The sequence below is a fragment of the Micromonospora sp. NPDC049102 genome (assembly GCF_043197485.1).
Classification (GTDB): Bacteria; Actinomycetota; Actinomycetes; order Mycobacteriales; family Micromonosporaceae; genus Micromonospora.
This window is the reverse complement of sequence record NZ_JBICTE010000019.1, coordinates 74,677-101,262: the sequence shown is the minus strand read 5'-3', so window position 1 is coordinate 101,262 and position 26,586 is coordinate 74,677. Positions and strand designations below refer to the sequence as shown.

The 26,586-nt window shown below is 70.4% G+C and carries 36 protein-coding genes and 1 tRNA gene; 11 read left to right on the top strand and 26 right to left on the bottom strand.

All coding sequences use genetic code 11. The features are described from left to right. Positions 1–5: 5 nt before the first annotated feature. Genes ACGFH9_RS19355 through ACGFH9_RS19325 form a run of 7 tightly spaced genes read right to left on the bottom strand, consistent with a single transcriptional unit; the run spans position 6 to position 7,419 of the window. A complete protein-coding gene (locus ACGFH9_RS19355) occupies positions 6–875 on the bottom strand; it encodes a sugar phosphate isomerase/epimerase family protein (RefSeq protein ID WP_393220984.1) in 870 nt (289 codons plus the stop codon). Next, positions 872–2,356, bottom strand: a complete 1,485-nt coding sequence (locus ACGFH9_RS19350) for a YcaO-like family protein (RefSeq protein ID WP_393220982.1) — start codon at positions 2,354–2,356, stop codon at positions 872–874. The genes ACGFH9_RS19355 and ACGFH9_RS19350 overlap by 4 nt, the downstream gene beginning before the upstream one ends. After that, entirely contained in the window at positions 2,353–3,180 is an 828-nt protein-coding gene (locus ACGFH9_RS19345) for an MBL fold metallo-hydrolase (protein WP_393220979.1), read from the bottom strand. Before ACGFH9_RS19345 ends, ACGFH9_RS19350 begins: the two co-directional genes overlap by 4 nt. Before the next feature lie 2 nt (positions 3,181–3,182). After that, positions 3,183–4,169, bottom strand: a complete 987-nt coding sequence (locus ACGFH9_RS19340; RefSeq protein ID WP_393220976.1) for a Gfo/Idh/MocA family protein — start codon at positions 4,167–4,169, stop codon at positions 3,183–3,185. 3 nt (positions 4,170–4,172) lie between these two features. Then, the gene (locus ACGFH9_RS19335) at positions 4,173–5,321 is read right to left on the bottom strand and encodes a class I SAM-dependent methyltransferase (protein WP_393220973.1); all 1,149 of its coding nucleotides are present in this window, start codon (positions 5,319–5,321) and stop codon (positions 4,173–4,175) included. Beyond that, positions 5,318–6,244 (bottom strand): HD domain-containing protein, encoded by a 927-nt coding sequence (locus ACGFH9_RS19330; RefSeq protein ID WP_393220970.1) that lies wholly within the window; start codon positions 6,242–6,244, stop codon positions 5,318–5,320. Before ACGFH9_RS19330 ends, ACGFH9_RS19335 begins: the two co-directional genes overlap by 4 nt. Continuing rightward, positions 6,241–7,419 carry an inositol-3-phosphate synthase gene (locus ACGFH9_RS19325; RefSeq protein WP_393220967.1) on the bottom strand — a complete coding sequence of 393 codons (1,179 nt, stop codon included), beginning with the start codon at positions 7,417–7,419 and terminating at the stop codon, positions 6,241–6,243. The genes ACGFH9_RS19330 and ACGFH9_RS19325 overlap by 4 nt, the downstream gene beginning before the upstream one ends. Before the next feature lie 195 nt (positions 7,420–7,614). Here ACGFH9_RS19325 and galE point away from each other — a divergent pair, with 195 nt between their 5' ends. From galE to ACGFH9_RS19310, 3 genes are all read left to right on the top strand, one after another. Beyond that, complete coding sequence (gene galE / locus ACGFH9_RS19320; RefSeq protein WP_393220964.1) at positions 7,615–8,643, top strand: UDP-glucose 4-epimerase GalE; 1,029 nt, start codon at positions 7,615–7,617, stop codon at positions 8,641–8,643. A gap of 160 nt (positions 8,644–8,803) precedes the next feature. After that, positions 8,804–9,403, top strand: coding sequence for a hypothetical protein (locus tag ACGFH9_RS19315; protein ID WP_393220961.1), 600 nt, complete (start codon positions 8,804–8,806; stop codon positions 9,401–9,403). Positions 9,404–9,854: 451 nt separating this feature from the next. Continuing rightward, positions 9,855–10,094 (top strand): hypothetical protein, encoded by a 240-nt coding sequence (locus tag ACGFH9_RS19310; RefSeq protein WP_393220958.1) that lies wholly within the window; start codon positions 9,855–9,857, stop codon positions 10,092–10,094. 39 nt (positions 10,095–10,133) lie between these two features. Here the strand turns inward: ACGFH9_RS19310 and ACGFH9_RS19305 are convergent, their stop codons facing one another. Then, the gene (locus ACGFH9_RS19305; protein ID WP_393220955.1) at positions 10,134–10,541 is read right to left on the bottom strand and encodes a hypothetical protein; all 408 of its coding nucleotides are present in this window, start codon (positions 10,539–10,541) and stop codon (positions 10,134–10,136) included. Between ACGFH9_RS19305 and ACGFH9_RS19300 the strand changes: the two genes are divergently transcribed. Then, entirely contained in the window at positions 10,540–10,677 is a 138-nt protein-coding gene (locus tag ACGFH9_RS19300) for a hypothetical protein (RefSeq protein ID WP_393220952.1), read from the top strand. The two genes, ACGFH9_RS19305 and ACGFH9_RS19300, sit on opposite strands and share 2 nt — an antisense overlap. Here the strand turns inward: ACGFH9_RS19300 and ACGFH9_RS19295 are convergent. Further along, positions 10,655–11,371: a DUF899 family protein gene (locus ACGFH9_RS19295; protein ID WP_393221045.1), complete on the bottom strand. Its 717-nt coding sequence runs from the start codon at positions 11,369–11,371 to the stop codon at positions 10,655–10,657. The two genes, ACGFH9_RS19300 and ACGFH9_RS19295, sit on opposite strands and share 23 nt — an antisense overlap. A 137-nt stretch (positions 11,372–11,508) precedes the next feature. Here ACGFH9_RS19295 and ACGFH9_RS19290 point away from each other — a divergent pair, with 137 nt between their 5' ends. Further along, positions 11,509–12,429 carry an RNA polymerase subunit sigma-70 gene (locus ACGFH9_RS19290; RefSeq protein WP_393220949.1) on the top strand — a complete coding sequence of 307 codons (921 nt, stop codon included), beginning with the start codon at positions 11,509–11,511 and terminating at the stop codon, positions 12,427–12,429. Between the two features lie 365 nt (positions 12,430–12,794). Here the strand turns inward: ACGFH9_RS19290 and ACGFH9_RS19285 are convergent, their stop codons facing one another. The 3 genes from ACGFH9_RS19285 to ACGFH9_RS19275 are packed head-to-tail and all read right to left on the bottom strand — an operon-like array spanning position 12,795 to position 13,398. After that, positions 12,795–13,064: a hypothetical protein gene (locus ACGFH9_RS19285; protein ID WP_393220946.1), complete on the bottom strand. Its 270-nt coding sequence runs from the start codon at positions 13,062–13,064 to the stop codon at positions 12,795–12,797. Next, complete coding sequence (locus ACGFH9_RS19280; protein WP_393221042.1) at positions 13,037–13,216, bottom strand: hypothetical protein; 180 nt, start codon at positions 13,214–13,216, stop codon at positions 13,037–13,039. Before ACGFH9_RS19280 ends, ACGFH9_RS19285 begins: the two co-directional genes overlap by 28 nt. Continuing rightward, positions 13,201–13,398, bottom strand: a complete 198-nt coding sequence (locus ACGFH9_RS19275; protein WP_393220943.1) for a hypothetical protein — start codon at positions 13,396–13,398, stop codon at positions 13,201–13,203. The genes ACGFH9_RS19280 and ACGFH9_RS19275 overlap by 16 nt, the downstream gene beginning before the upstream one ends. 81 nt (positions 13,399–13,479) lie before the next feature. On the opposite strand from ACGFH9_RS19275, the gene ACGFH9_RS19270 reads away from it, so the two are divergent. Continuing rightward, complete coding sequence (locus ACGFH9_RS19270; RefSeq protein WP_393221039.1) at positions 13,480–14,160, top strand: ArsR/SmtB family transcription factor; 681 nt, start codon at positions 13,480–13,482, stop codon at positions 14,158–14,160. Between the two features lie 416 nt (positions 14,161–14,576). Here ACGFH9_RS19270 and ACGFH9_RS19265 read toward each other — a convergent pair whose 3' ends face one another. The 8 genes from ACGFH9_RS19265 to ACGFH9_RS19230 all read right to left on the bottom strand — a co-directional run bounded on the left by ACGFH9_RS19265 (position 14,577) and on the right by ACGFH9_RS19230 (position 19,652). Continuing rightward, positions 14,577–14,903 (bottom strand): DUF6355 family natural product biosynthesis protein, encoded by a 327-nt coding sequence (locus ACGFH9_RS19265; RefSeq protein ID WP_393220940.1) that lies wholly within the window; start codon positions 14,901–14,903, stop codon positions 14,577–14,579. A gap of 270 nt (positions 14,904–15,173) precedes the next feature. Next, positions 15,174–16,154 (bottom strand): helix-turn-helix domain-containing protein, encoded by a 981-nt coding sequence (locus ACGFH9_RS19260; protein ID WP_393220937.1) that lies wholly within the window; start codon positions 16,152–16,154, stop codon positions 15,174–15,176. Between the two features lie 992 nt (positions 16,155–17,146). Then, positions 17,147–17,401: a hypothetical protein gene (locus tag ACGFH9_RS19255; RefSeq protein ID WP_393220934.1), complete on the bottom strand. Its 255-nt coding sequence runs from the start codon at positions 17,399–17,401 to the stop codon at positions 17,147–17,149. A 3-nt stretch (positions 17,402–17,404) separates the two neighbouring features. Then, positions 17,405–17,593, bottom strand: coding sequence for a DUF397 domain-containing protein (locus tag ACGFH9_RS19250; protein WP_393220931.1), 189 nt, complete (start codon positions 17,591–17,593; stop codon positions 17,405–17,407). A 57-nt stretch (positions 17,594–17,650) separates the two neighbouring features. Continuing rightward, a complete protein-coding gene (locus ACGFH9_RS19245; RefSeq protein WP_393220928.1) occupies positions 17,651–17,860 on the bottom strand; it encodes a hypothetical protein in 210 nt (69 codons plus the stop codon). After that, positions 17,857–18,108, bottom strand: coding sequence for a hypothetical protein (locus ACGFH9_RS19240; protein ID WP_393220926.1), 252 nt, complete (start codon positions 18,106–18,108; stop codon positions 17,857–17,859). Before ACGFH9_RS19240 ends, ACGFH9_RS19245 begins: the two co-directional genes overlap by 4 nt. 11 nt (positions 18,109–18,119) lie before the next feature. Then, on the bottom strand, positions 18,120–18,290 hold the full coding sequence (locus ACGFH9_RS19235; RefSeq protein WP_393220923.1) for a hypothetical protein: 171 nt from the start codon (positions 18,288–18,290) through the stop codon (positions 18,120–18,122). Between the two features lie 147 nt (positions 18,291–18,437). Beyond that, positions 18,438–19,652: a helix-turn-helix transcriptional regulator gene (locus tag ACGFH9_RS19230; RefSeq protein ID WP_393220920.1), complete on the bottom strand. Its 1,215-nt coding sequence runs from the start codon at positions 19,650–19,652 to the stop codon at positions 18,438–18,440. A gap of 134 nt (positions 19,653–19,786) precedes the next feature. Here ACGFH9_RS19230 and ACGFH9_RS19225 point away from each other — a divergent pair, with 134 nt between their 5' ends. Continuing rightward, entirely contained in the window at positions 19,787–20,197 is a 411-nt protein-coding gene (locus ACGFH9_RS19225) for a GntR family transcriptional regulator (RefSeq protein ID WP_393220917.1), read from the top strand. Positions 20,198–20,275: 78 nt separating this feature from the next. After that, positions 20,276–20,926, top strand: a complete 651-nt coding sequence (locus tag ACGFH9_RS19220) for a hypothetical protein (protein WP_393220914.1) — start codon at positions 20,276–20,278, stop codon at positions 20,924–20,926. Positions 20,927–20,995: 69 nt separating this feature from the next. Here the strand turns inward: ACGFH9_RS19220 and ACGFH9_RS19215 are convergent. Next, positions 20,996–21,070, bottom strand: a tRNA-Val gene (locus ACGFH9_RS19215). 50 nt (positions 21,071–21,120) lie between these two features. After that, positions 21,121–21,678 (bottom strand): TIGR02611 family protein, encoded by a 558-nt coding sequence (locus tag ACGFH9_RS19210; protein ID WP_393220911.1) that lies wholly within the window; start codon positions 21,676–21,678, stop codon positions 21,121–21,123. Positions 21,679–21,972: 294 nt separating this feature from the next. Between ACGFH9_RS19210 and ACGFH9_RS19205 the strand changes: the two genes are divergently transcribed. Beyond that, positions 21,973–22,404 (top strand): SsgA family sporulation/cell division regulator, encoded by a 432-nt coding sequence (locus ACGFH9_RS19205; protein ID WP_007457244.1) that lies wholly within the window; start codon positions 21,973–21,975, stop codon positions 22,402–22,404. A gap of 103 nt (positions 22,405–22,507) precedes the next feature. On the opposite strand, the gene ACGFH9_RS19200 is transcribed toward ACGFH9_RS19205, so the two are convergent. Next, on the bottom strand, positions 22,508–23,284 hold the full coding sequence (locus tag ACGFH9_RS19200) for a glucose 1-dehydrogenase (protein ID WP_393220908.1): 777 nt from the start codon (positions 23,282–23,284) through the stop codon (positions 22,508–22,510). A gap of 189 nt (positions 23,285–23,473) precedes the next feature. Here ACGFH9_RS19200 and ACGFH9_RS19195 point away from each other — a divergent pair, with 189 nt between their 5' ends. Together ACGFH9_RS19195 and ACGFH9_RS19190 are read left to right on the top strand one after the other, a co-directional pair. Continuing rightward, the gene (locus ACGFH9_RS19195; RefSeq protein WP_393220905.1) at positions 23,474–24,457 is read left to right on the top strand and encodes a helix-turn-helix transcriptional regulator; all 984 of its coding nucleotides are present in this window, start codon (positions 23,474–23,476) and stop codon (positions 24,455–24,457) included. A 7-nt stretch (positions 24,458–24,464) separates the two neighbouring features. Then, complete coding sequence (locus tag ACGFH9_RS19190; RefSeq protein WP_344356913.1) at positions 24,465–24,920, top strand: Rrf2 family transcriptional regulator; 456 nt, start codon at positions 24,465–24,467, stop codon at positions 24,918–24,920. A gap of 7 nt (positions 24,921–24,927) precedes the next feature. Here the strand turns inward: ACGFH9_RS19190 and ACGFH9_RS19185 are convergent, their stop codons facing one another. The 3 genes from ACGFH9_RS19185 to ACGFH9_RS19175 are packed head-to-tail and all read right to left on the bottom strand — an operon-like array spanning position 24,928 to position 26,428. Beyond that, on the bottom strand, positions 24,928–25,539 hold the full coding sequence (locus ACGFH9_RS19185) for a malonic semialdehyde reductase (protein WP_393220901.1): 612 nt from the start codon (positions 25,537–25,539) through the stop codon (positions 24,928–24,930). Next, positions 25,536–26,096, bottom strand: coding sequence for a flavin reductase family protein (locus ACGFH9_RS19180; RefSeq protein WP_393220898.1), 561 nt, complete (start codon positions 26,094–26,096; stop codon positions 25,536–25,538). Before ACGFH9_RS19180 ends, ACGFH9_RS19185 begins: the two co-directional genes overlap by 4 nt. Then, positions 26,093–26,428, bottom strand: a complete 336-nt coding sequence (locus ACGFH9_RS19175; protein WP_393220895.1) for a hypothetical protein — start codon at positions 26,426–26,428, stop codon at positions 26,093–26,095. The genes ACGFH9_RS19180 and ACGFH9_RS19175 overlap by 4 nt, the downstream gene beginning before the upstream one ends. Positions 26,429–26,586 lie beyond the last annotated feature (158 nt).

Sequence of the window (26,586 nt, the reverse complement as noted above, 5' to 3'; positions counted from 1 at the left end):
GATCCTCATCGGACACCGACCTTCAGCTCGGTGGAGGTGCGGGACTGCTGCTCGCCGAGGCGCAGCGCGGCCAGCGCGGCAGGCACCAGCGTGTCGGCCCGATGGGCGTCCCGGGAGAGTTCGAGGCTGACCAGCCCGCGATAGCCTGCCTCGGTCAGTGCGCCGAGCACTGCGGGGAAGTCCAAGTCCCCCTCACCGGGAGCGCGGTGCTCGTGCCGGCCGCGGGGCATGTCCTCGATGGCGCAGGCGCCCAGACTGGCCGCGAAGGTGCGCACCGCAGCGGCGGGGTCGTACCGGCCGGACACGAGGCAGTGACCGGTGTCCAGGGCCAACGTGAGACCAGGAACCTCGGCCGCGAGCCGGGCCCAGTCGTCGCAGTCGTCGACAAGCATCCCCGGCTCCGGCTCCAGAGCGCACGTCATGCCGTGCCGGCCGGCGTACTCGACGACGTCGCGGACACCGTCGACGAGCCAGTGCCAGCTGCGGTCACGGTCGGTGCCGGGCTCGGGTACGCCGGCCCAGAACGACACGGCCTCGCTGCCCAGTTCGACAGCTACGTCCACGCAGAGACGGAGGAATTCGCGCCGCCGCGTCCGGTCATCCTCGGCCGGCGAGACCAGGGTGGGATGGTGCTTGCGCCGCGGGTCGAGCAGGAACCGCGCGCCGGTCTCCACCACGCTGGCGAGGCCGAGCGCGTCGAGACGGCCGGCCAACCGGCGGGTGCGCCCGGCGAGGTCGGGCGCGTACGGGTCGTGGTGGGCCACGTCGAGGGTGAGCGCGACGCCGTCGTAGCCGCAGTCGGCGAGCAGGGCCAGTGCGTCGTCGAGCCGGTGCGACGTCATCCCATTGGTGTTGTAGGCGTATCGCAGGCTCATGTCTCACTCCGGGCGACGACGTGCCGACTCGGCTCGCGGTAGAGCGGATAGAGCGGGCCGATCGTCCGGGCGACCAGGCTCAGGTCGAGCCACGCCTCGTTGCCCAGTCGCTCCCGGCCCGCCGGGTCCAGGACCACCGGTGCGGCACCGTCGTGCGGAGGCGACCCGAGCCCGACCAGCGGCGAGTCCCTCTTCATCAGGCGCTCGACACCCCGCGCCGCGATTCGCCCGTACGACATGGTTTCCGCCTCCAGTCCGGGCACGATCACCTTGACCGCCACCGCCCCGTCGCCGGGCGCGACGACGACAAGTACGTCGAACTCGGCGAGCCGGTGCAGCAGGTCGGCCAGCAGCGCGCTCGGGTCGTCGAGGCTTCCGGGCGCGACGGTCGGCAACGCGGTGAAGGGCACTGTGCTGCGCTGGGCCAGCACCACGGGTTCCAGCAGGGCGCGGAGCTGCCCGCCGTCGAGGTGCGTCCACTCGCGCATCGCGGCCAGGGCTCGGGTCTCCTGTGATTCGGCCGGTCGCGCGAACTCCCGCCGCCAGTACGCCTCCGGCGTGAACCGCCGCAGCGCCTCCAACGGCCCGTGGGAGAAGACCTTGCGGGAACGGGAGGAGACGTACTCCAGCAGCGCCTTGCGCAGTGCGGTCTCGCGGTCCGGGTGGGCGGCCTCCCCACACGCGGTGACCGCCAACGGTGGGGTCTCCGGCTCCCGGTCGATGCCGACGACGTGGACGTCGACCAGCCCGAAGTCGGTAGAGGCGAGCTTCGGGACGACGTCGATGTGCGCGGCCCGCAGCCGGTCCAGGGTGGCTCGGGTCACCGGGTCCCGGACCTCGTCGAGGTCGATCACCACGCCGGCGTCCATGGCCCGGAAGGCGGTGGTGTTGCCGTCGCGTTGCAGCAGTTCGAGGAGGCCGTGTGCGACGGCCCGTTCGATGGTGTCGCCCGCGCCCGACCCGTTGGTGATCACCGTGATGAGCCGTTCGGCCGGGTCCTGCCAGGGCAGGTCCTCGCTCGCGGAACCGCAGAACTCCGCCGGCACCAGCACCGTCTCGCCGGTGCGCCACCGCACGGTGGGCAGCCAGGAGCGGGGCTGGTCGTCGTCGACGGTCGTGCCGGCGGGCAGCACCAGCGACCGCGGATCCACCACACCGCCGACGCCCAGCTCGGTACGTAGCTGCGCGTACGAAGCCCGCCGGGGAACCATGGCCCGTAGCTGTCCGTGCAGCAACAGGGCCTCGGCCAGCTCCCCGTACGCGCCGGTGCGCGCCTGCTCAAGACTGGCGCCGTACCCCATCGCCGCGGCCCGGGGCCAACCGTCGCCGAGGTGGTCGGCGGAGACCACCGGCAGACCGATCCGGTCCAGCCCGGAGACGTCGAAGTCACCGACCTCGCCAGCGGGCAGCGCATCGGCGAGCCGGTCGGCGACCGACGTCGCCGAGATGGTGGGAGTACGCGGTTCGGCGGCTCGGGTCACGTCAGCTCCTCGATCGGTATGGGTCCGGCCGTCGGCTGCCCCCGCAGCTGCCGGTCGAACAGGGCGAGCACCTGCCGGCGAGAGACCGGCGCCGCGTACTCGAAGGGTGTGGCCACCGCGTCGAAGTCGAGCATCTCGACCAGGTCGCGGGCCTGCCGCACCTCGGCGTGCGAGAGCGGGATCTGGGCATGGAACGCCTTGTGGCAGGAAAGGCCGACCGGGCTCTCCCCGGCCAGCTCCACCTTGATCAGGTCACCGACGAAGAGGATCCCGCGCTGCTCGTCGTGCAGGACGCTGTGCCCGGGGAAGTGACCGCCACTGCGGTACATCACCAGGCCGGGTGCGAGCAGATGTCGATCGTCGGTGGGCCAGGTCACCTGGAACGCCTTCGTCCAGACGAGATCGTCGACACCGATCGCGAGCACCGGCGGGGCGAATGCGTCCTGAAGCTGCCACAGAGCGCCGTACCCGTGCACGTGGCTCGCCCCGAGCGCGACCAGACCACCGCGCTCGCGCAGGTCGGTGATGGCGTCGGCTGGGTACCAGCCGGCCGCCTCCCAACCGACCAGACCGGCGTCGGTCTCGATCACCCAGCCGGTGGTGCCGAGCCCGAGCTGCGGCTCGCACCAGTAACCGGTCACGCCGGGAGCGACGACGGCGCGGCGTGCCTGCCGTCCGACCGCCACCTCGTCGGCGGAGGTGAACCGCCAGCCGTCCTCGGGCAGCGCGTTGCGCACATCCGTGCAGACCGGGCAGGACGGCGGGGACGCGAACCAGCGTTGCCAGTGGCCGCAGTTCGCGCAGGCGTACGGGCGGAGGGGCACCGTCAGTTCCTCTCCGCGGCGGTCTGCAGCAACTCGTGCAGGCGCAGGTCCCGGTCCAGAGGCCACGGCCAACCGCCTCCGCGCACGGCGGTGGAGAAGGCGCGCACCTGATTGGTGAACGGGGTCGTGTCGACATCGAACGGCACGTCGGCGGCGGTGCCGGTCGCGGCGTCGAGACGGGTGAGTGTGCCGCCGGCGGTCTGACCCAGGGTGTCCACGGCGACGAGTTGCGCGTCGGTGCCGACCACCTCCAGCCGGCGTCGAGGCAGCGGGTCGGCGGTGTTGAACGACACGTGGGCCTGGACCAGCACCCCGCTGCCAGTTGCCCCGGCCAGCAGGGCCCCGTCGTCTACGGGGTAGGGATGCACCCGCCGATGTGTCCGCACGGTCAGCTCGACCAGGTCCTCGCCGAGCAGCACACCGACCAGGTCGACGCCGTGCGGGGCCAGGTCCACCAGGGCCCCACCGCCGGAACGGGCCCTGTCGATCCGCCAGTTGTCGTGCGGTCGACCGTCGGGACTCCACCGCTCGGGCAGCCAACAGCCGTAGACGATCCGGATCGCTGTCACCGTGCCCAGTTCACCGGCGGCGACCATCGCGGCGATGCGCTGGTGGGCGGGATGGAACCGCTGGTCGAACGCGGCCCCGGCGAGGGCGCCACCGGCGGCGTCGACCAGTCGACGGGCATCGGGCACGGTCGCCGCCAGAGGCTTCTCGCACAGCACGGGCAGCCCTGCCTTGGCCACCGCCGCCACCACGTCGGCGTGAGTGTGGTTGGGGGTCGCGACGTGTACCGCCTCGACCTCCGGGTGATCGAGCAGCTCGTGCAGATCGGTGGTGGCCACCCGATCCGGGGCGAGCCCACCGGCGGCGCGCGGATCCGGGTCGCAGGCGGCGACGAGCCGGTGCCCGGCCGCGCGGATGGCCGGGGCCACGTGGTCACGGGCGACCCAGCCGCAGCCGACCACACCCCACCCGACCGGCTTCATCGCTCACCACCGCTCAGGCAGGTCGAGGAGGAGGCGACGTCGCACCGCGTCCGGGCCCGGGTCCGTCGGCCAACGCTCCGGCAGGTACGCGGCGGCCCGGTCGCCGTACTCGGCGGCCCACCGCGGGTCGGGCCAGCAGCGGACCCCGTCGGTGTAGAGCGGGTTGGGTCGAAGTGGGCTCGCCGGCGCGGGCCCCAGCAGGGCGGCGTCGGCCGGTGCGTCGCCGGCGTCGCGGGCCAGGCCGACAGCCTCGGTGCCGATCAGGGCGGCGGGGTCGGCCGGGGCGGGCAGCTGCCCGGCCGCCGCCGCCACGGTCAGTTCTTCCTCGGTGTACGCGGTGGCACCCGGCAGCAGGGCCGTCCAGCTGTCGGGTGACAGCGGCAACCCGGTCGTACCGGCGGGATGCTGTGCGTTGTGCAGGTGACCGAGGAGCACCGCACCGTCGGGGCCGGCACAGGCGAGCGCGGCGGTGACGACGGCAGCCTTGTCCGCAAGGAAGTACAGGGCGTCGTGGCAGGCCACATGGCGAGGTGCCGCCGGAGGTGGTAGCGGCCAGGGTGCGGTCAGGTCGGCGCACACCAGCGCGACCGGCACGTCGGGCGGCAACACGAACCGGCGGGCCAGCCAGAGCTTGGCGAAGACCACGTCGACGCCGGTCAGATCGCGGTGGCCGTGCAGGACCAGGTGTCGCAGCAGGTGCCCGGCGCCGCAGGCCAGATCGACCACCGGCCGACCGTGCGGCGGGTGTGCGGCGGTGAGCGCCAGGGCAGCCAGCCAGCTCGGGTCGGACCAGCGGTGCAGGAAGTAGACCCCGACCCGGCCGAACCCGAGCAGCTCCACCGCGTCGCGCAGGGTGCTGGCACGTAGCGCCGCACGCAGTTGGTCGGCCGGCGGCGGCGGGCCGTCCCACCAGTCGTCGGAGTCGGCGAGCAACGTCACCGCGGCCTGGTCCGGATCGCCCGCGTCCAGTGCGGCCACCGCCTGCTCCCGCAGGTCGTCGCGGTCCGGACGCAGCCAGGGGATGGAGTCCACCACCGGCCAGCGGCGCACCCCGTCGGTGAGAGTGCACGACGTGTCGGCGTGCAGGGGCGTGCCGTCGGGTCCCCGCCACCGGGTCGCTGTGGCGGCGGGCACCGCGCGGACGGCGGTCACAGTCCCGCCGCCCGCAGGACCGCCCGTTGGTAGTCCACCACCGGGCCGTCGTGCACGAGAGCCAGGTCCACCAGGGCCTGCTCGACGGTGAACGCGGCGGCGCGGGCGTGATGGTGCACCTGGAGCACCCGGTCCAGCACGTCCGCGCTGTGGAAGGTCCGTCCGAGTGGCGTGTCGGCGTCCACCCGGAACGCCAGCACCGCGCTGACCCGGGCGGCCACCTGCTCCGGCAGTTCGGCCAACTCCCACTCGGTGAGCCGGTCGGTCATCGGCTCCAGGTAGTCGCCGAGCAGCAACTCACCGGCGAAGCCCGCGTCGGGTAGCCGGGCGTTGTGCAGGTGATGGGCCAGACCGAGCAGGAACGCCTGCGCCGGGTCCGCGCCGGTGTCGTCAGCGAGCAGCGCCCCGTACACGGCAACGGCCCAGCAGTGCTCGGCATGGTTCTCAGCCGGCTCGACCACCAGGCGTGGCCGCCCCGCGGCGGTGGCACCGGCGCGCGGCTGTCGGCGCAGGGCCGTCACGAACGACGGGACCGGCGCGTCGGGCAGGGATTGGGCAACCAGTCGCGGCAGCGCCGCTCGCACCCGACGTCCGGTGTCCGGGTGCAGCGAGCCGACAAGCTCGTCGACAGCGCGGGCCAGGACGTTCTCCACCTCGGCCTCTGCCAGTCCGCAGGCGGTGAGGGTGGCCGCGTCCATTCCACCGAGGCGGGCCCCCGCCAGCGCGGCGGCGCACTCGCGGTCGGCGACGTCCGCCGGGTCGGCACCGGCGACGATGGCGGCCCACGCTCGGGAGAACGCCCGTTCGGCCACCGAGCCATCGGCGTGGGCCACCCGGACCCGTTTGAGGTCGCCGATCTGGCGCAGCGTCGGTGTCACGGCGGCCAGTCGGTCGACCGGCGGAGCCGCCAGCGCAGTGGTCATGCCGCCGCGTCCAGCCAGTCCAGCAGTGTCCGCTCCTGCGCGTGCAGCGCGTGTTCGGGTGTCCGGCCGTCCCGGGTCATCGGGGCCTTGAAGAAGTAGCCGAGCTGCTCCTGTGCGCCGCTCTCACCCCGGCGGGCGGCCTCCGCCATCAGACGTGCCAGGTCCAGCACCAGTGGCGCGGCGAGGATCGAGTCCCGGCAGAGAAAGTCCACCTTGAGCTGCATCCGCTGCCCGAGGAAACCGATCAGGTCGATGTTGTCCCAGGCTTCCTTGGCGTCACCGCGCGGCCGGTAGTAGTCGATCCGGACCACGTGGTCGTCCACGTCGTAGCCGAGGATCTGGTTGAGCACCGAACCCTTGGTGTCCAGCTTGCTGGCCAACGACGACGGGTCGTCGAGGATCTGCCCGTCCCGGTTGCCCAGGATGTTCGTCGAGTACCAGCCCTCCACCGTCAGCGCCCGGGACCGGAAGGCCGGTGCGAGCACCGTCTTGATCAGCGTCTGGCCGGTCTTCCCGTCCTTACCGGCGACCGGCACGCCCTCCCGCTCGGCCAACTCCAGCAGCGCGGGCACGTCGGCCCCCAGACTGGGCGTGAAGTTGACGTAGGGGCAGCCCTCCCGGATCGCCGCGTAGGCGTAGAGCAGACCGGGGGTGATGACCGGATCGTCGGCGTCCAGCCCGGCCTCGAACCCGTCGACACTCTGCAGCGCCGGTGACGCCGGATCGGGTCGGGCCTCGGTGGAGGCCAGGTTGACCACCACCACCCGTTGCGCGTACTGCGCCGACCTGAACCGGCCCAGGTCGGCGCGCAGGTGTGCCACCCGTTCACGCAGCGGCCCGATCGGCACCACGTTCGCCCCGGTGGCGTTCCGGCAGTACGCCGGGTCCGCCACGGCCGGCCAGGGCTGGATCTGCCCCAGTGGCCCCGCGACGGTGTCCAGGTGGGCTGGCTCCACCACTCGGTGCAGGTGCGCCGCCTTGGCCAGGTCGTCCGGAGCCAGGTCCCAACCCCCGAAGACCATCGACTCGTACGGCACCAGATCAGTACGGTGCGCCAGGGGCAGTCCGGACATGTCCGTCATGCCCAATCGCAGCAACTCCACCCCGGCTATCGCCGTGGTCGCGACCGCTCCACCCAGTCCGACCACCGCGACCCCGATGCGCTCCTCCGTCATGCCGCCTCCTGATTCGACCCGCACGTCCGACCCGAGCCGCCGCCTACCCGGCCAGTCGCCGAACAGTCATCGGTATTCGTCGACGCATCGGCGGTGCATCTATCGGTCGATTTCCCAGGTCAGCGGCCTTGCGCTGTGCAAAGAATGCAGCAGGGTACGACGCGTTGCCGGGTCCCGGTCGGGGGAGGTCTGCTCGTGAAGGTGCTGATCGCTGGTGGGGCAGGATTCATCGGAAGTACCATCGCGTCCGCTCTGATCGACACGGGCCACACACCGGTGGTGCTGGACAGCCTGGTCACCGGTCGCCGCGAATTCTGCCGGGGACGGTCCTTCCATGTCGGCGACATCGCGGACGCGGACGGGGTGGACCGGCTGTTGACGCGGCATCCGGACATCGACGCGGTCATCCATTGCGCGGCCCTGATCGCGGTGCCGGACTCGGTCGCGCGGCCGGTGGACTACTACCGGGCAAACGTCTCCGCCACCCTGGAGTTCGTCGACCGACTGCTCGCGCACGGCGTACACCGGCTGATCTTCAGCTCGTCCGCGGCCATCTACCGGCCGGACGCGGATCTCGGCGTCGACGAGGTCTCGCCGCTGCACGCCACCAGTCCCTACGCGCAGACCAAGCTGGTGGTGGAACGGATGCTCGCCGACATCGCGGCGAGCAGCCCACTGAGGGTGCTGTCCCTGCGCTACTTCAATCCCATCGGCGCGGATCCGGCGCTGCGCACCGGGCTCCAGGTCGCCACGCCCTCGCACGCCCTGGGCCGGTTGATGCAGGCGCACCAGACCGGTGTGCCGTTCTCGGTCAACGGTCTGGACTGGCCGACGCGCGACGGTTCGGGGCTGCGTGACTACGTCCACGTCTGGGACCTGGCCGACGCCCACCTTCGGGCACTGGACCGGTTCGACGACATCTTCGCCGTCGGCGGTGCTCCGCACACCGCCCTCAACCTGGGCAGCGGCACCGGCACGACGGTGCTGGAACTGGTCGCGGCGTTCAACGCGGTGGTGGACCGTCCGGTTCTGGTCCGCGAGGCACCACGGCGCCCCGGAGACACCGCCGGCGCCTTCACCCGTAGCCGGCGGGCCTGGGAGGTGCTGGGGTGGAGGGCACAGCGCGACCTGTCCACCGGAATCGCCGATTCCCTGGCCTGGCACGACCGGCGCGGTCAGGTGCTGGAGGACCTGGCGGCTCGCCGCCGGCAACTGGCCGGCTGACCCGACGGCACCAATGGTCGAGAATGGCCGGACGCTCCGGTGGAAATGGCCGACCGTTTCTCACACCCGCACCTGAAGTGGGCGGGCCCCCCCGCATTCACGGAAACGCCGAATCTGTCGATCCGCAATTCTGGCCAGTGAAATCGCTGCTTCCGCGCCCTTGACCGCCGCCATCAGCGGACTCATCACCGTGATCCTGGTGGCTGCGCTCCTCTACGTGCGCAAACACAACGACAAGTGGACGATCATCTCGTTCGCGGCAACGGTCCTCTTCGGATTTGCCACTGTCGCCCAGGTCGCCCTCGCCGCAGCACCGGCAGAACCCGACGGCGAGAGGACCGCCTCCACACCAACTCCGAGCGTCGTACCGGCCACGTCAAGCCCGACACCCGAGGATCTGCGCTATCAGCTCAGCTCGTCACCCGGCGACTCGCACACGGTCAAGGTCACGGCCACCGCATCCGGCGAGCCGGAGCCGGGGCTGACGTACTGGTTCGTCGTCGAGGTGAACTATGGCGACGGAAATATCGACTACTACCCTCGGCGGAAGATGACCGGACGGTCGACGTCATTCGACCTGACGATCCCGGCGAACGCGAACACCAAATTCGCTCGGATCGGCCGGGTATATGCGCTGGACGACGCTCAGAACTCCCAAGCCGAGGACCTGCTGACGCGGCAAGGGGCCACCGGCGTCGACGACTTCTTCGACGAGGCGATCGGCCAGCCGGTATCGGACCCGGTCAATCTCCCCTACTGACGCTGGAAGCCCGGCGAGGGGCGGGCAGGCGTACTCATGCTGTCGATCCTTGGGGTGGAGCTTCGACTGGTACTCCGGCCCGGGATGTTGCCTAGTTGAGCAGCCGGACCGTCATGATCACGACGCTGTCTCGGATGACGGAACTGCTGCGGACTGCCGGTGCCATGCCAGCCCCGAGCGACTGAGGAACCCAACCAGCTGCCCGCCCTCGCTCGAAGATCGACTGCGCTAGGCTTCCGCGACATCTTCTTGATCCAGGAAGCATCACGGCGACGGTCCGCCGCAACCGGAGCGCCCGGACAGCCGCCGCATCGCCGTCGCTAGCCGCAGTGGTAACACTCCCGCTGTCCACCGCGTGCACTGCACTAGCACCTACCGGGCCGATCCCGGCCAGCACGCCATCGCCTCGCCAGCTACAACACCAGAGACTCTCCTCGGGAAGCCCAAGAATATGAGCCGAAGTCTGACTGCCAGACCAATCTCGCTGCTCGAAAAGCTGAAGCAGGAGGTGGGAACGCCCACCAGCGCGGTCGCCTGGGCGTACGGCGGTGAGACCGAAACCGCCGACGCGATGCTCGTCACCGGCGCGTCGGGAACCGTCGAGGCCCCGGCAGCATCCCTCAAACGCATCCTCACCCTCTACGGACGCGTCGAGACCAAGGCGTTTGACCAGGCTAATTCGGAGGATTAGTACTCCAACGTCACTCGATCTGCCGGCTGGCTTACTCGGCTAGCTCATGAAGAAGATCATGGCCACGAGGCTTGCCCCCATGGCCAGGTGCTCCCAACGGAGCAGGTCCGTGACCGGTCGATTGCGCAGCCGGACGAGTGCGGCCGCCATCCAGCAGAGGTGAGCCGCCGTGGCGGCGCGTAGCAACACGAGCGCCGCGTCATGGCCGGTGACGGTGCCGTGGTCCATCCGGTGCCCGGGGGCCATGTGGTGGATAGCCATCGACCCGCCGTGTTGATGCATCAGCACGGCGAGCGCCATGAGCACGGCCCCGGCCGTACGGTGCCAGTCCACCTCCGGGCCGCGCTCGGTCGGACCGCTGGTGACGAGTGCCACCGCGAAGGCGAGGAGCAGCAGCGCGCCCGCGTACTGCACAACCGGTGCGGCGTCGAGGGTCACCGCGACCATGACAGCCACCATCGCACCCGCGAGCATCCGGGCCCTGCGGGACGCGCCCGCCCTCGGCACGACGCAGCAGCAGGCCGACACCGCGGCCGACCCGAGCATGATCATCTCGAGCGTCAGGACGTCACCGCCGGCGTGACGCCGGGGCGTGACCATTGGGCGGTGGGGCGGCCGTTGAGACGCCACGGGTGACCACTGACCCGCGGCCAACCTTGGGGTGAGTTTTCCCAGTTCTCTTGCCGGCCGTACACGGTGAGGTCCAAGGCGTGGTAGCTGGTCATCAACGCCTCCACGCCCCGCCCGGTGGTCCAGTAGGTTTCGTAGACCTGGTCGCCGTCGCGCAGGTAGCAGGCGATGGCACCGAATTCGCGACCGTCGGCTAGAGCCGGGTCGGAGTCTTTCGCCGAATACCAGGGGAACGGGTAGCCCATGAACTCCGCGAACGGGGCACTTTCGTCGTAGGGGCCCTGGCAGAACACGGCGTAGGTGACGTCCCGAGCATGCAGGTAGTCCAGCATCTGCATGTGACAGGTCGAGAAGGTGCACCCCTCACACTGATCCCCGTACGGTTTGCCGTCGTGCCACATGTGGAAGTAGGCGATGAGCATCCGGCGGCCCTCGAAAACCTCCACCAGCGGGGTGTCCCCGCCGGGGCCCTGGACCGTCACCGTCGGCATCAGGGTCATCGGCAGCTGACGACGAGCGGCTGCGATCGCGTCTCCTTCGCGGGTATGGGCCTTTTCCCGGACCAGCAGTTCGTTGCGCTCGCGCAGCCAGGTCTCCCGGTCGACGACCGGGGGCGTGGCTGCGCTGGACGCGGGGGTTGCCGTCATGGCTGTCTCCTTCGTGGGGTGGGGATTGGTCACAGGTACAGACGACCGAGTCGGCGATCGTCATCGGTGAGCGATGACGGATGGGGTCCGCGGTCGTCAGTACGGTTGTGACGACCATTCAGCCCCGGGGAGATCACATGTCCGACTCGCCTGACCAGCAGGCGGACTGGCTGCAGCGCGCCTTCGACGAGCACCGGCGCGAGCTACACGTGCACTGCTATCGCCTCGCGGGGAACGTCACCGACGCGGACGACCTGGTGCAGGAGGCCTTCCTGCGTGCCTGGCGAGCTCGCGACCGCTTCGAGGGTCGGGCGTCGGCGCGCACCTGGTTCTACCGGATCGCCACGAACGTCTTCCTCGACAGCCGCAAGGCGGCCGGTCACCAGACGCTTCCGTATGGTGACCCGCTGGAGTGGTCCACCGAGCTCGGTCCCTATCCAGACGCCCTGTTGGCCGACGATCCGCAGACCGGTCTCGCCGCCCGGGAGACCGTCGAGCTGGCCCTGATCGCAGCGCTCATGTACCTGCCGCCGCGGCAGCGGGCGGCCTTCGTGCTGCGCGACGTCTACGGCTGGACGCCGCAGGAGATCGCCGGCGCGCTCGACACCGCCGTAGCGGCTGTCAACAGCCTCCTCCAGCGGGCCCGCCACACCCTCCGGCGGCGCGCTCCGTCGGACCCACAGGACTGGCGCCGCCCGCAGCTCACCAGCGAGGACGAAGAGATCCTGCGCCGCTACGCCAACGCGAAGGACCCGGAGACGGTCCGGGCACTGCTCGCCGAGGACGTACGGATCACGATGCCGCCCGAGCCGCCGGTCGTCGGGATCGACGCGGCCGCGGAGTTCCTCGGCCGACCGCTCGACTGGCGTACCTTCCCCACCTCGGCCAACGGGCGCCCGGCACTGATCAACTATCTCCGCCGGCCCGGCAGCCCGCACTATGAGGCGCTGGTCGTCGACGTACTCCGGATCGAGAACGGGAAGATCGTAGAGAGCAACGCCTTCATCGGTGCCCGTCACGTCGCCGCCTTCAGCATGCCCGCCACGCTCGAGCCCTAGACGAGTAAGTCTCAAGCCAAGTGGCCGAGTCTGCGCTGGTAGTGGGATCGCCGGGCTCGGGCTTGGGATGTTCGTCGCCAGGTGGACCAGTGCAGGGTGTGCGCTGGGGGTAGTGGCAGGGCGAGGACGAAGGCGTTGAGGAGTCGGCGGATCTCGGCGACTCCTCAACGCGATGATCTCCGGGTCGGGGTCGGGCTGCTGCGCGGTGGTGGCGGCGTGGATGGTCAGGACGGCCAGGGCGAGCACGGCCAGGGTGATGAACCGGTGCCAGCCCGTCCAGCCGCGGACCTGGTAGTGGTCAAGGCCGACCTGGCCTTTGCCGGTTTGGAACAACTCCTCGACGCTCCAGCGGGATCCGGCGACGGTCACGAGGGTGTGCAGCGGCACCAGGCGAGGCGACCAGCACAGGTAGAAGGCCGGCTCAGGTAGAAGGCCAGCTCGCTGGTGGTTCGGTTGCGGCGGATGAGCAGCCACCGGTGCTCACCGGGGCGGGTGGCGGTGGTGACCCAGGCCCACAGATAGTCGCGGAGACCTTTCGCTCCCGGTCCGCAGCTGTGCTGCTGCCACTCGGCGGTGGGTATCCGGTCGGCGAGGTCGGCGACGCGGATCAAAGTGCGGCCGTCGTTGACGTGCACGCGTCGGTCACAGCCGACGGCCAGGACGTGCCGATCCCGCGGTGTTCCAGGTCGGCGCGCAGGCGGGGGTCGGCGCCGTAAACCTCGTCGCCAGTCACCCACCCGACCGGGACACCGGCGTCCAGCGCAGCGGCGATCATCTGCCGGGCCAGGGGAGGCTTCTTAGCGAACCCGACAGCGCGCGCCGGCGCTCGTGGGCCTCTCCGGTACTGAAGCGGCCGACCGTGGCGCGTAGCCAGGCGACTCCGGCGGGCCCGGATGGGACCAGGGGCACCACGGAGGCCGGGTTGTTCAGGACGGCAAAGGCCGCGTCGCGGCCGTTGATCTGCTGCATGAGGCGACGGTACGGTCGGGATCGTTCGGCGGCGGCCGAAGAGAAACGACCTACGCTGGGCACGTTACCTCAGCCTCCGACCTGGCATCGCTCGCGACTCTGCTGGCTGACGAGAGCCGGGCCGCAATGTGCCTCGCGCTGCTCGACGGGCGCGCGTGGACTGCGGGCGAGTTGGCGGCGCACGCGGGCATCGCACCTTCCACAGCGACCCAGCACCTACACCGCCTCATCGACGGCGGGCTGCTCATCGAGCGACGCCAGGGGCGTCACCGATACGTACAACTCGCCGGCGCGTCCGTCGCGCAGCTTCTCGAGGACCTGTCGGCCCGGATCGAGCACCGCCCGCCTTCGCCGCGAGGGCTGCGGGAGGTGACGGCGAACTCGGCCCTGCGACGTGGCCGTACCTGCTACGACCACCTCGCCGGACGGCTCGGCGTGGCGGTGACCGACGCGATGACCCACGCGGGACTGCTGGACCAGGCCGGCGGTTTCGCATTGACCACAGCCGGCCTGGCCTGGCTCACCGACACCCTCAGGCTGAGCCCCGAAGACCCACGGCCCGGCAACCGACCCCTCGCGCGCGGATGTCTCGACTGGACGGAGCGGCGGCAGCACCTGGCCGGGTTGGCCGGGGCGAAGCTGTGCGAGACGTTCCTCGCCAACGATTGGGTGGCCCGGATCGGATCCGGTTGGGCGGTGCGGCTCACTCCGAACGGAAAAGCAACGCTGCGGGACCTCCTGGGCCTCTCCGACGTCGACTGACGGGTGCCTGAGCAGCAGACGAACACCGCCGCAGATATCTGAGCTGAGACCCGTGCCGATGAGGCAGTGAGGCGCCTTGACCGAATCGGTGGCTGTGGCGACGTCGTCGCCTGTACGCGCGGATCGCGGCGGTCACGTGCGCGGCCGGTCAATTCGCGTCGTCTCGTGGTCGAGCCAATGAGCCCTTTTCATCGTGACGGGGCTGGTCACGGCGGTGGGGTGGGGGCAGGGATCGACGTAGGGCGAGGCTTCCGGTAAGACAGCAGTCGACCAAGATCCGATGCCCCAACCGGAAGCCTCGCTGTTGTCCTACCCTGCCGCGATTCCCCTGTCCGACCGCACCCTCACTTGCCTCGCTGACCTGATCCGCAACCACCGAACGCAGGTGGAGGATCGCGCAGCGCCTGGCTGGCGGTTCAACAAGTTTGACCCGAGTACCAGGCGTTGGATACGGCGTTGGCGCCGCCGATGTCCCACGTTCCCGGGCCGATGCACCAGGTCCAGTCGTCGCGGGGCCACGTCGCGTCGACGTAGATGAGCACATGGGTGTTCCCGCAGTGGTTGTACCAGGCCGTCACCGCGTCTTCGTAGTAGCCGCAAACCTCTGCGGCGACGCCCTCGCTGCCGGGCTTGGCCTGCTCCGAAACCGCGGTGGTTTCGGGTTGGGACAGGCGGGAGCTGGTGCCCGGACTTGCCTGTGCCACGGTCCCGGACAGGGTGAGTGCGCCGAGGATCGCGGTCACTGCCGAGATCCGAAACGCCGTTCTGTACCACATTTTCACGATGGTCTCCTGTCAGCCGCCGCTGCGGCCTAGATGATGCTGCTGGCTGCATGAAGTGATCGATGTACTTCCTCGCGCTCCTTCCATCGCGAAAACACGGATCGATGTAACACGCTCAAGTGAACCTTCTTCCGTAAGCCGGAATCAGATTCAACCCTGACTGAGCGGACTTCCTGAGATAAGAGTGCAGCCCACAGTCGAGTCTGTCGTTACTGGTAAGCGCACAAGTCTTTAGTCTGCGCGTACTCTCGCGCACTGCTCGCGGAACTGGCGTGGCGAGAGGCCGTAGGCGCTGCGGAACGCCTGGCTGAAGTGCGCCGGGCTGGTGAACCCCCACTGGGCGGCGATCGCGTGGATCGGGCGCGCGCCTAGTTGGGGGTTGGCGAGGTCGCGTCGGCACTGCTCCAGGCGACGCTCGCGGACCCAGCCGGCAACCGTGTGCCCTTCCTCGTGGAACAGCTTGTGCAGGTATCTCAACGAGATGTGATGCGCTGCGGCAATCGCGTCCGGTGTCAGGCGCGGATCGCCCAGATTCTCTCGGACGAAGGCGTGGATCTGAGCCATCAACGCTCGCCGTCGGGTGTGGGAGGGCACCGCGCCTTGGACGTCCAGCGCGTTGGCCAGTGCCGCTGTCAACACGTCAACGGTGAGGGTGGACAGCCGGGCGGCGTCCAACGGACTGAGTTCGTCCATGTGCCGGGCAAGGTGCAGCAGGAATTGTGAAGACAACGCGCCGATGCCTTGGGCGCCAGGGATGCGAACTGCGCTCAGGCGCCGCAATTCCCGAGAGGGCAACGGCAGTAACGAGCGCGGGAAGCGCAGGAGTAGCAGCTGACTAACTGGCGCATCCGGAGTGAATTCGGCCAGGTAGGGCCGGGAGGTGTCATACAGTATCAGGTCCCCCACGCCGAAATCTGTGCGCTGGCCGTCTTGCGTGATCATGCCGCCACCGCGCACAAGGCAACCCAGCTTGAACACCTCGGGATCGGCCTGCCGAATGAGCTTGGGAGTGCGGTGGACCGAGTGCGGCATCGTGGTCATTAATGTCGCTTGCACGGGACCGAACTCGCTGATTCCGACCTGAGCCCGAAATCCGGGCTCCCACTGCGATTCACAGCGTAAATCGTAGGGCACCCAGAGCTTCGAGTTTACCTCGCGCCAGAAGGCGAACCCGTCTTCAACCGGGACCTCGGTGGTGCTGACTACGTCCATGACTCACCTTCGCGCTGTCGCTGCAGGGGTCAGGTCACGATAGCTTGGCGTCGATATGGCGGCGTTGCGATGTTATGGTGCGGATCAGGCATGAGGGCTTTTCATCGTGATGGGCCTGGTCGCGATGGGTGGCAGACAGCGTGTGTCGACATAGGACGAGGCTCCCGGCAAGGCAGCAGTCGACCAAGATCCGATGCCCCAACCGGGAGCCGCGCTGTGCTGTCTGACCCGTCTGCGGTCGCGCTGTCCGGCCGCACTCTGAACCACCTGGCCGACCTCATCCGCGCCGCACGCACCCGCCGCCGCGGGTAACCCCAGAAGCCGCCGGTCTGACTCATCAGCCCGAGGAGAGCCAGCGCCACGCCTGCCCGATCATCGCGGCGACCGCCGCACAACCGGGCTACGTGCCGCTGCTCCCAAGCTGCTCCCACTGTAAGCAGCACGTACTGCAAAGCCCGTTACCGATGACTCCGGTAACGGGCTTCTGACCTACACGGTGCTGCGGTCCCTGCAGGACGACGAGCAGCGGGCCCGCGAGTGGGGTCCGAGGGTGCGGGTTGGCGGTACAAGCCGTTGACGCCTCGGGGGCAGCGCACCTACTACCAGCTGCGGCGCAGCGCGGTGATGGCCAAGGCCGGCGAGCCCGAGCGGTCCTGAACGTAGCGAAGCGCCCCCGCCTCACCATCATCTGGTGGGCAGGAGCGCTTCGTCGTACGGTCAGCGGGGTGACCGGGTGATGCCGCGTCGAACGGTCGCGATCCGAGCAGCGCCGTACTGTGCGAGCTCCGCGCGTAGGGCAACCTCATCGCCAACCCCGAGGGCTGCGGCAACGACAACGCGGTCGATCAGGTCGCTGATGATAAGGCCATGCCAGCCGCACACCTGCGGACTGCCGGAGCTGCACAAAGGAGTGTCCCTTCGACGGACGATGCCCCCGATGGTGGCGCAAGTGGTGACGGGTCACCTCGCACACCCTGTCCGTCGCTGCTTAGTCAGGACCGCTTCGGGCGGCCCTTGCCTCGGCGGTGCTGCTGCAGCGGAGTCGGCTCAGCCAGCCACTCGCCGCGCTGACGCTGCCGGCACTCCGGCCGGGAACAGTCACACCACCAGCCCAGGCCCTCGGCGACGATCCGGTCACCGCCGCAGTCGTGCGGGGAGTCGGCGAGGATCCGGGGCATGCAGCCCATGCACCGCGACGGGCCGTGCGCGAGGGGCCGACCGGCGTCGGTGTCGATCGGCCCCTCCACCGGTCAGAAGGTCTGGCCGGCGCGGATGCTGTCCGTGAACGCGGACCACTCCTGCGGGTCGAACGTCACCTGCTCGTCGGGCCGCTGCGAGTTCCGCACGATCCGGTTGAGGTCTTCGTCGATGCCGACCTCCACGCAGTTCGGGCCGGAGTTGTCGCACCGGCTCGGCCGGACGAACTTGAGTTGCTGCACTGCTCTCTCCCTTGTTCAGCCGGCCGTCGGGTACGGCCGGTGGTCGCGCGAGGGGGTCTACTTGGGCAGAAGCAAGTCGTGGGCGACGAGCTGGCCGAACGCTTCCGCCCACTCCCAGCAGCGGCCCTGGGTGTTGCAGCGCGGGCAGCGGCCGTTGACGGCCTGGTGCTCGATGAGGGTCCGCCGCCACCGGGCCTCCGGCTCGGCCAGCATGGGAGCCGGCGCCTGGGTGGCTACGGCCGACTGGGCCAGCGTCAGGGCGGTCACGGTCGCTGCCCGGCGGCGGTGGCGGCCAGGACGTCAACGCTGACCAGCAGCTCCCAGCAAAACGGGACGGCGCAGTCCGCCGACGGCCAGGAGCAATCGGGGCCGTGCCCGTACACCCAGGCGAACCGGGGGTCGTGGGATTCGTGAACGGACACGATGACGATGTCGTGGGTGGTCTGGCCCTCGATGCCGGGGCTCGACTGCCACTCGGTCGGCCGCACCGACACGCGGGTGCCAGGCTCGGGCATGTGCCGGCTGGTCATTGGGTGGACCCGCCGGCGCTCTGGTGTGCCGCCGTGACGGCCCGGACGTCGGCCAGGATCTGCTGCTTGGCCTTCTCCTGCTCGGCGGCCTGGATGCGCTGCCCGGTGCCGGGCGGAACGGGCGGGGCTGGCGTGAGCAGCCGCCGCAACCTCTGGACGATGTGCACGATGTCGCCCCTCGCCGTAGACGGGAGTGGCGGCAAGGCGAACAGCCGTCGTACGCCGTGCGACTCCTTGCCGCCACCGTGTGGTGACGTTAAGCAGCCACAAGGGAGGGAAGGGGTACGTGGTGTACCCGGTGACTCGGTGTACCCCTACGGCTCAGGCACCGCGATCCGGCGTGCCAGGTCGGCAGCCTCGCCGCGGATCGACGCAGGCGCTTCCCGGGCGAGCCGGCCCGCCATGTCCTGCGCCGCCGGCGAGTACCGCACCGTTTCCGGCGACGTCGCCTCCGCCCGGGTCAGCAGGTGCAGCGTCGCCTCGCGCGCTCCCTCGAGGTCGGCCGCGCGGGCCAGCTCCACGAGGTGGCGGCCGCGCCGCTCTGTCGACGGGATCGACTGTGGGTCGAGGGCATGGGCGCGCCGCCGCGCCTCGTCGGGGTCGCCCAGGTCGACGGCGCACATGACCGCATACACGTCGACCAGAGGACGGGAGACGCGCGTCCGCAGACCCACGTACCCGTCTGGCAGTGCCCGCTCCACCAATCGACGGGCGGCGTCCCAATCGGACCACGCTCCCTGGTCGCCGCTGCGAGCCCGGGTCAACGCCGCGCACAGGTGCAGGTCAGCCAGCATCTCCGCCCACTCGGGGCCGTCGTCCGCGACCTGGGGCTCGATCAGGGCGCGAGCCTCGCCGAGCCGGGCGAGGGCCTCGTCGCCGCGGCCGACGGCACGCAGCAGATGCGCGGCGTACCAGCTGGCTTGGGCGATTGCGAGGGGATCGTCGGCGTCGAGAGCTGCGGTCATGCCGCGGTCCACCGTGAGCCAGCACAGCTCTCGATCGCCGTGCCAGGCCAGATACGCCTGGGCGAGGTGGTACGCCTGGGCGAGCAGCGTCAGGGACGTGCGCCGGTCCTGGCCGGTGTGCAGGCGGGCTGCGCGTTGGGTGGCGTCGAGTAGGCCCGGCAGGATGACGCCGGCCTCGGTGCGCTGGTGTCGGGAGGTGTGCCAGGTCTGCCAGGCGGAGTCGACGGCGCCACGAAGGTAGTCGGGTGATTCGGGTTCGCCGGCGATGGTGATGTGCCAGGCGGTGAGCGCCTTGCGTACGTCGTCGACGGCGGGGTGGCTGGGCCGGCCGTCGAGAGACAGCGTCACGGCCGGGCCGAACAGATCGCCGAGGTCGTGCACGCCGAGGTGGGGAGCGATCTTCTGCGCCGTGTTCAGGGTCAACGACCGGCGCCCGTTCTCGATGAACTTGATGGTGGTCGCGCCGAGTCCGGCTAGGCCGGCGAGTTGCTCGCGGGAGAGTCCCGCGCCTCGGCGGAGGCGTTCGACGCGCTGGCCGGGTGTGGGCTGCTGCTGGTCGACCATGAGGCACCTCACCGTGTTGGGTACATCGTGTACCCACGGTACGCCCGGAGGGCAATGCAGTGATGGGAACCCAAGCGATTCGGATAGTCAACTACCTGTCCTGACATCTGCAAGTTGCCGCCTAACCTGCGGCGGTGATCTACCCGTCGCAGGAGCCGGTCGGCTACCAGGAGTTGGCGGAGCTTCTGCGCGCTCGGATTACGTCCGGGCAGCTCAGGCCGGGTAACCGGCTACCGTCCGAACGGGACTTAAGTCAAACGTACGGCGTCAATCCGTTGACGGCACGGGCGGCTGTGCAGCAGCTGCGCAACGAGGGCCTGGCCGAGGCGGTGCGGGGACGCGGCGTGGTGGTCCGGGAGCCCGTCGAGGTCGAGCAGGTGGTGGTGGAACCGGGGTCGTGGGTGTCGGCTCGGAACCCGACGCCGGCGGAGCGGCGCACGTACGGGGTGCCGGAGGGTGTGCCGCTGCTGGTGGTGACGCACCCGGACGGTTTGCAGGATCTGTACGCCGCCCATCGACACCGGCTGACCTTCCGGGCGGGGTGACGCGTCGTTCGGCTACTCGATCTACACCGAAGGTGAACGGGTTGTTAACCGTTGACTCCGCAACGTTTCGCTATCTGCATGTTCCGGCGAGTGACGGTTTTCAACCCCTGTCGTGTCCCTGAGACTCCGCCGATGGACATCACAGGGGGACCCAGAGATGCCGAACCGCCGCGACGCCGCACCGAGAACTGCTATCTGATCGCCGGCGTGGTGGCCCTGACGGCGGCCGCCGCGACATTCACCATCAGCCAGCTTGCCTCGGTGACCGTCCCGCAGGGCCTCTACACGATCCTGGTCGGTCTGTCGGTCCTCGGTGGCTGCGGCTGGATCGTCCGCTCCGGCGATACTCAGCGGGCCTGCGCCCTCGAAGCCGGCAAGAACGTCTTGCAGCAGCGCCTGACCGCCATCGAGGAACAGCTCGCGACGCTGACGGAGCAGTTGGCCGCGTTGGCAGAGCAGCGTGAGACGGCCACCCGGCAGCTGCGGCCCACGGGGACGTGCCGGCCGGGCGGCAACATGTACGTGGCGGGAACGCAGGGCGAGACGATCGGTTTCCGCAGAGGCACTGTGGACGGACCGACCGATCCGTCCGGCCTGTCCCTGCAAAGGGCGCGCGAGGACGGCATCGAGCAGGGCTTCGAGATTGGTTACACAGCGCATCTGGCGGAGATGGGTGTGACGCCCCTTCTCCCCCGTGCTCGACGGTCCCGACTCATGGGCGACTCATGATCTCTGCCGGCGGATAAGGAAGAGGCCGGTTGGACTGTGTCCAACCGGCCTCTGACCTGCAGTGCAATCTGGTGGGCGATGCTGGTATCGAACCAGCGACCTCTTCGGTGTGAACGAAGCGCTCTCCCACTGAGCTAATCGCCCTCAGCGCCGTTGACTCTACCCGATCGTGGAACGAGACCAAAAATCCGGGGTCAGCGCGCCGCGAGGTACTGCCTCGCCTCGGCCACCACGTCGATGCCGAGGCTGAGCTTGAGGGAGAGCCAGACCACCGCGCCGACGAAGACCAGGCCGACGGCACCGAGGACGAGTCGCAGCGGCAGTGACTGTCGTGTCACCCAGCGCGTCCAGCCGTGGACGTGTCGGCGGGTGAAGCCGAGCAGTCGGCGGGCCCAGTGGAATTCGACGGCCCAGATGCCGAGGCCGGCGATGACCAGCAGCCAGCCGGGGCCGGGTAGCGGGATGAGGGCGATGCCGATGGTCACCACCAGCGCGCCGGCGATCGCAATGAAGACCTTGAGGGCGATCCGGCCGGTGGGGTTGGCCCGGATGAGGTCGAGTGTCGTCGAGATCCGCTGCCGCCAGTGGGGGCGCCGCGGTGGCTCGCCGACGACGAGGACACTGCCGGGACGGCCCGGTTGGGGCGTCGACCGTCCGGGTCGCTCGGGCTGCTCCATCGGCACGTCGTACCCCCGCTTTTCGGCTGCTCGGACCGCGACGTTCGGCGGGCCTGGCGCGGCCACCGGATCCACTGAGGATCGGTTCGTGACCATTTCACCCCCCAGTGTCACTCGGGCCCGTCACTGCAACGGCCGACTGGACGTTACCGGAGTAAGTCGACGACTGAGCCACCCGACGCCGGGCGGCATCACACACTGGGCAGAACCGGAAATCCTACATGAATGTTCACATTCACGAGGCGCTTCCGTCCCCCTTCCCACCACTGGGTGAAGTCAGCGTATGGCGGAGCGTAGCCAGGAGTAGCACCTGAGTATGGGAAAAGCGGGACACGCGCGTTCCGCAGCGGTGCCGGGGGGAGAACGTCCATGAGTGTCATCCGACCGACGACCGTAGAGGTCGAGACGTCGCTAAGGCTCGTCGCGCCTGACGCCACCGCCTTGCCGGTGCGTGCCAGTCTGCGTTACGACCCTGCTGACCCGTATGCGGTCCACGTCCTGTTCCATGCCGAATCGGCCGGGGGCGAGGCGGTGAGCTGGTCGTTCGCTCGCGAACTCCTGGTCACCGGTTTGGACGAGCCGGCCGGCATCGGGGATGTGCGGGTCTGGCCCTGGGCCACACCGCGCGGCGATTTCGTCGCGCTGGCCCTCTCGTCACCGGACGGCAACGCCCTCTTCGAGGTGCCGCGCAGCGTCCTGGTGCGATTCCTTCGACGCACGTACGTGGTCGTCCCGCGCGGTCGTGAGGCCGAGCACCTGGACGTCGACACGGCGGTGAACCGGCTGCTCGCCGGCCGCTGAGAAAAAAGCAATACCGGGGCCGCGCGGATCTGCCGAGTCCGCGCGGCCCCGGCACATCCACCCCCGGGGGTACGACCACAGCCCGACCCGGGTTGGCCCGTGCTCAGCCGTGCGTGGTGATGCCGCCGTCGACGGGGATGACGGCTCCGGTGAGATACGCGCCGGCCCGCGAGGAGAGGTAGATGGCGGTGCCGGCCATGTCCTCGGGGCGGCCGATGCGGCCCAGCGGCACCTGCTGCTCGATGGCGGCACGACTGCCCGGGTCGTCGAGGGCGAACGCCATCATCTTGCTCTCGAACGGGCCGGGCGCGATCGCGTTGACGGTGATCTGCTCGCCGGCGAGCTGGTGGGCGAGGCTGCGGGTGAGCATGTGCACGGCGGCCTTGGTGGCCGAGTAGGCGTACACCTCCATGAACGGCACCCGGATGCCGTCGATGGACCCGATGTTGATCACGCGGGCCGGGTCGTTGGCGCTGGCGGCGGCGCGCAGCGCCGGCAGCAGCGCGGTGGTGAGTCGGAAGACGGCCTTGACGTTGACCGCCCAGAGCTTGTCGAACGCGGCCTCCGGGTAGCTCTCCAGTGGCGCGCCCCAGGTGGCGCCGGCGTTGTTGACCAGCACGTCGAGCTTGTCGACGCGCTCGCGTACGGCGGCGGCGAGGGCCTGCGCGCCGTCGTCGGCGCTCAGGTCGGCGGGGATGGCCTCGCACTGGCCCTCGGCCGACAGTTCGCTGGCGACCTGCTCGCAGACGTCCGCCTTGCGGGACGAGATGATCACGCGGGCGCCGGCCCGGACGAAACCCTGGGCGACCATGAGCCCGATTCCTCGGGACCCGCCGGTGACCAGGACCGTCTTGCCTTCGACCGAGAACAGCTGCGTCATGCCCATCCCATCGCGAGTCGGCGGGTCCGCCGTCCGGCGAGCGGCCGGCGGGGCGCCGGGCGGCCAGGGACCGGACGGCGCTACCGCCGGGTAACGTAGCCCGGCCGCAGGGATCGCGACAAGCCTCGGCGCCGTCGCGTACGGAGGTCGGGATGCGGTGACCTGCGCTTCGGGCTACCGTCGCAGGCGATGGTCTCCACTTATCCCTCCCCCGCGCCATCGATCGGAACGGCACCACCCGTACCCGACGAGATCTCCACGTTCGCGCTGGCCGACCTTGCCGGTGACCCCGGCTGGCGTCGGCCGGTGTTCGTCGAACGGGAATTGCTGATCCTCACCACCCGCGGCCACGGCGACGCCGAGCTGGACTTCCACCCCCTGCCGTGCCGGCCGGGCACGCTGCTGCGGGTCCGCGCCGGTCAGGTGCTGCGCTGCGCCGGCCCCCAGTTCGACGCGACGGTGGTCGGCTGGACCACCGAGGCGCTGCACGGCCTGGCCGTCGACCCGGACGCGGCGCCGACGTGGCGGCAGTTGGCCGGCGAGGACGAGGACGCGGTGATCAACGAGGTCAGCCAGTTGGCCGTGGACTGCCAGCGGCACGGCGACGGCCCGGCCGGTCGCGCGCTGCTGCGCCACCAGCTCGCCGTCCTGCTGCTGCGGTTGACGCTGCCGGATGCGAACCGGTCCGGGCAGCGCAACGAGGCCGAGACGTTCCAGCGGTTCTGCCGGGAGGTGGAGCACGGCTACCAGGTGACTCGGCGGGTGGAGGACTACGCTGCCGCGCTCGGCTGCTCGGTGCGTACCCTGACCAGGGCCTGTCTGGCCGTCACCGGCCACAGCTCCAAGCAGGTCATCGACGAGCGTGTGGCGTTGCAGGCCGCCCGGTTGCTCGCGGCGAGCGACGAACCGATCGCGCAGATCGGCCGGCGGCTCGGCTTCTCCGAGCCCACCAACTTCGGTCGGTTCTTCACCCGGGAGATCGGAGTCAGCCCCGGCGCCTTCCGTGCCGCCCGCGACCAGCCGGCCGTGGGACGGATCGTCCGACCCCGTCCGCCGGCCGAGCCGACGAGCGCCAACGGCGGCCGATTCCGCTCCGGAGCCCACAGCGAGCCCACCAACTCCGGTCACACCACCCGGCCCGGTGGCCCTCATGGCCCGAGTGGACGGGCATGATGACGGAGTGCAGATCTCCGCGCGCGGCGACTACGCGGTACGGGCGGCACTGAGCCTCGCGACCGCGTACCCGTCGCTGCTGTCCACCCAGGCCATCGCCGCCGAACAGGACATGCCCCGCAAGTTCCTGGAGGCGGTCCTCGCGGATCTGCGCCGAGCCGGGATCGTCCGCGCCCAACGGGGCGCCGAGGGCGGCTACACCCTGGCCCGACCGCCCCGCGAGGTGACCGTCGGCGCGGTGCTGCGCGCGGTGGAGGGCCCGCTCGCGGGCGTACGCGGCCTGCGTCCGGAGGAGACCCGCTACGAGGGCGCGGCCGAGAACCTGCCCGGCCTGTGGGTGGCGGTGCGTGCCGCCGTACGACGGGTCGTCGACGAGGTGAGTCTCGCCGAGATCATCAGCGGTCGGCTGCCCGCGCACGTCCGCAAGCTCACCGCGCTGCCCGACGCGTGGGAGCCGCGCTGACACCCGCTCACACCGTCCACACCACCTCCTCCGACGTGAGCCGGGGCAGTCGCTCCCGCCAGGCGTCCGGGCCGGGGCGGCCGACGTTCAGCAGCAGCAGCGCCTCGTACCGACCGTCGGGGAAGAACTCCCGGGTCACCCCGGCGGCGTCGAACCCGGCCATCGGACCGGCGGCCAGCCCCGCCGCGCGTACCCCCACCAGCAGGTAACCGATCTGGAGGGTCGCGCTGAACCGGGCCTGCTCGGCGCGCGCCGCCCGGTCGCCGAGCCAGTCCCGGGCCTGCGGCCGGTGCGGGTACAGCTCGGGCAGCCGCTCGTGGAAGTCCACGTCGGCGGCGAGCACCGCCGCCAGCGGCGCGCTGGCCGTCTTGGCCCGGTTGCTCGACGACACGTACGGCAGCAGCCGGGCCCGGGCCTGCGGCGAGCGCAGCAGCAGCACCCGCAACGGCTGACCGTTGTACGCGGTCGGCCCGTACCGGATGAGGTCGCGGATCGCCGCGACCTGGGCGTCGGTGACCGGCTCGTCGGTGAACGTGTCGGCAGTGCGGGCCGCCCGGAACAGCAGGTCCTGGGCGGCCCGGTCCAACGCGAGCAGGTCCGCCGCGACGGGCGCGCTCACTCGCCGGCCGCGGTGGTGTAGCCGCCCCGGTGGTGCACCAGCGGGGCGCCGTCACCGCCGTCGTCCAGGGCGAGCGGTTCGGCGATCACCAGCGCGTGGTCGCCCGCCGGGATGCGGTGCACCACCCGACAGAGCAGCCGGGCCAGCACCCCGGTCAGCAGGGGCACTCCGAACGGTCCGGCGGTCCAGTCCGGGTAGGCGGCGAAGCGGTCGATGCCGCTGGTGGCGAAGACCGACGCCGCCTCGCGCTGCCCGGCGGCCAGCAGGTGGACCGCGACGTGCTCGGCGCGGGCCAGCACCGGCCAGCTCGACGACGCCGTCCCCAGGCAGAACGAGACGAGCGGCGGGTCCAGCGAGACCGAGGTGAACGAGGTGGCGGTGAACCCGGCCCGGATCGGCGCGCCGATCCCACCCAGGCAGGCCGGGTCGGTGGCCCGCGCCACGGCGGTGACAACCGTGACGCTGGTGGCCTGCCGACGCAGCAGCGCGCGGAACAGGTTCCGGTCCACCGGTCGCAACTCGATCGCGTCCGTCGTGGGACGCTCCACGGTGGTCATGCCGACACCAGGGCCGACGCGGCGTACGCGCTGGCCGGCCGGGGCAGGCCGTGCCCGTCCAGTGGCAGACCGGTGAGGTCGATGCCGGGCATCCCGGAGAGCTGCGCGAGGGCGCAGTCGGGCACGATCAGCTCCTCCAACTCGGCGGCGAGCGTCAGCGCCTCGGCCTCGGTGCCGCCGATCACCGGGACGATGCCGGGCAGCACCTTCACCAGGTCGGGGTCCCGGCCGGCGGCGGTGACCCGGCGCGGGTCGGTGCGGGGGTGCCGCCAGGCGGCCTCGTGGTGGCCGACGCCCATCAGTAACGCGTTCAGGTGCAGGATGCGAGGCATGGGGATTGTCCTATCCGGCGGAGACGTCGACGAGCCACGTGGAGAAGCGACGTTCGAGGGCGACGAGGAGCTGGTCGGACGGAACCGGTCAGCTCAACAGAGCGCGCTCGCGTGCCGGACCAGCTCGACGTGCACGCAAGCGATGAGGAGAAGCTCAT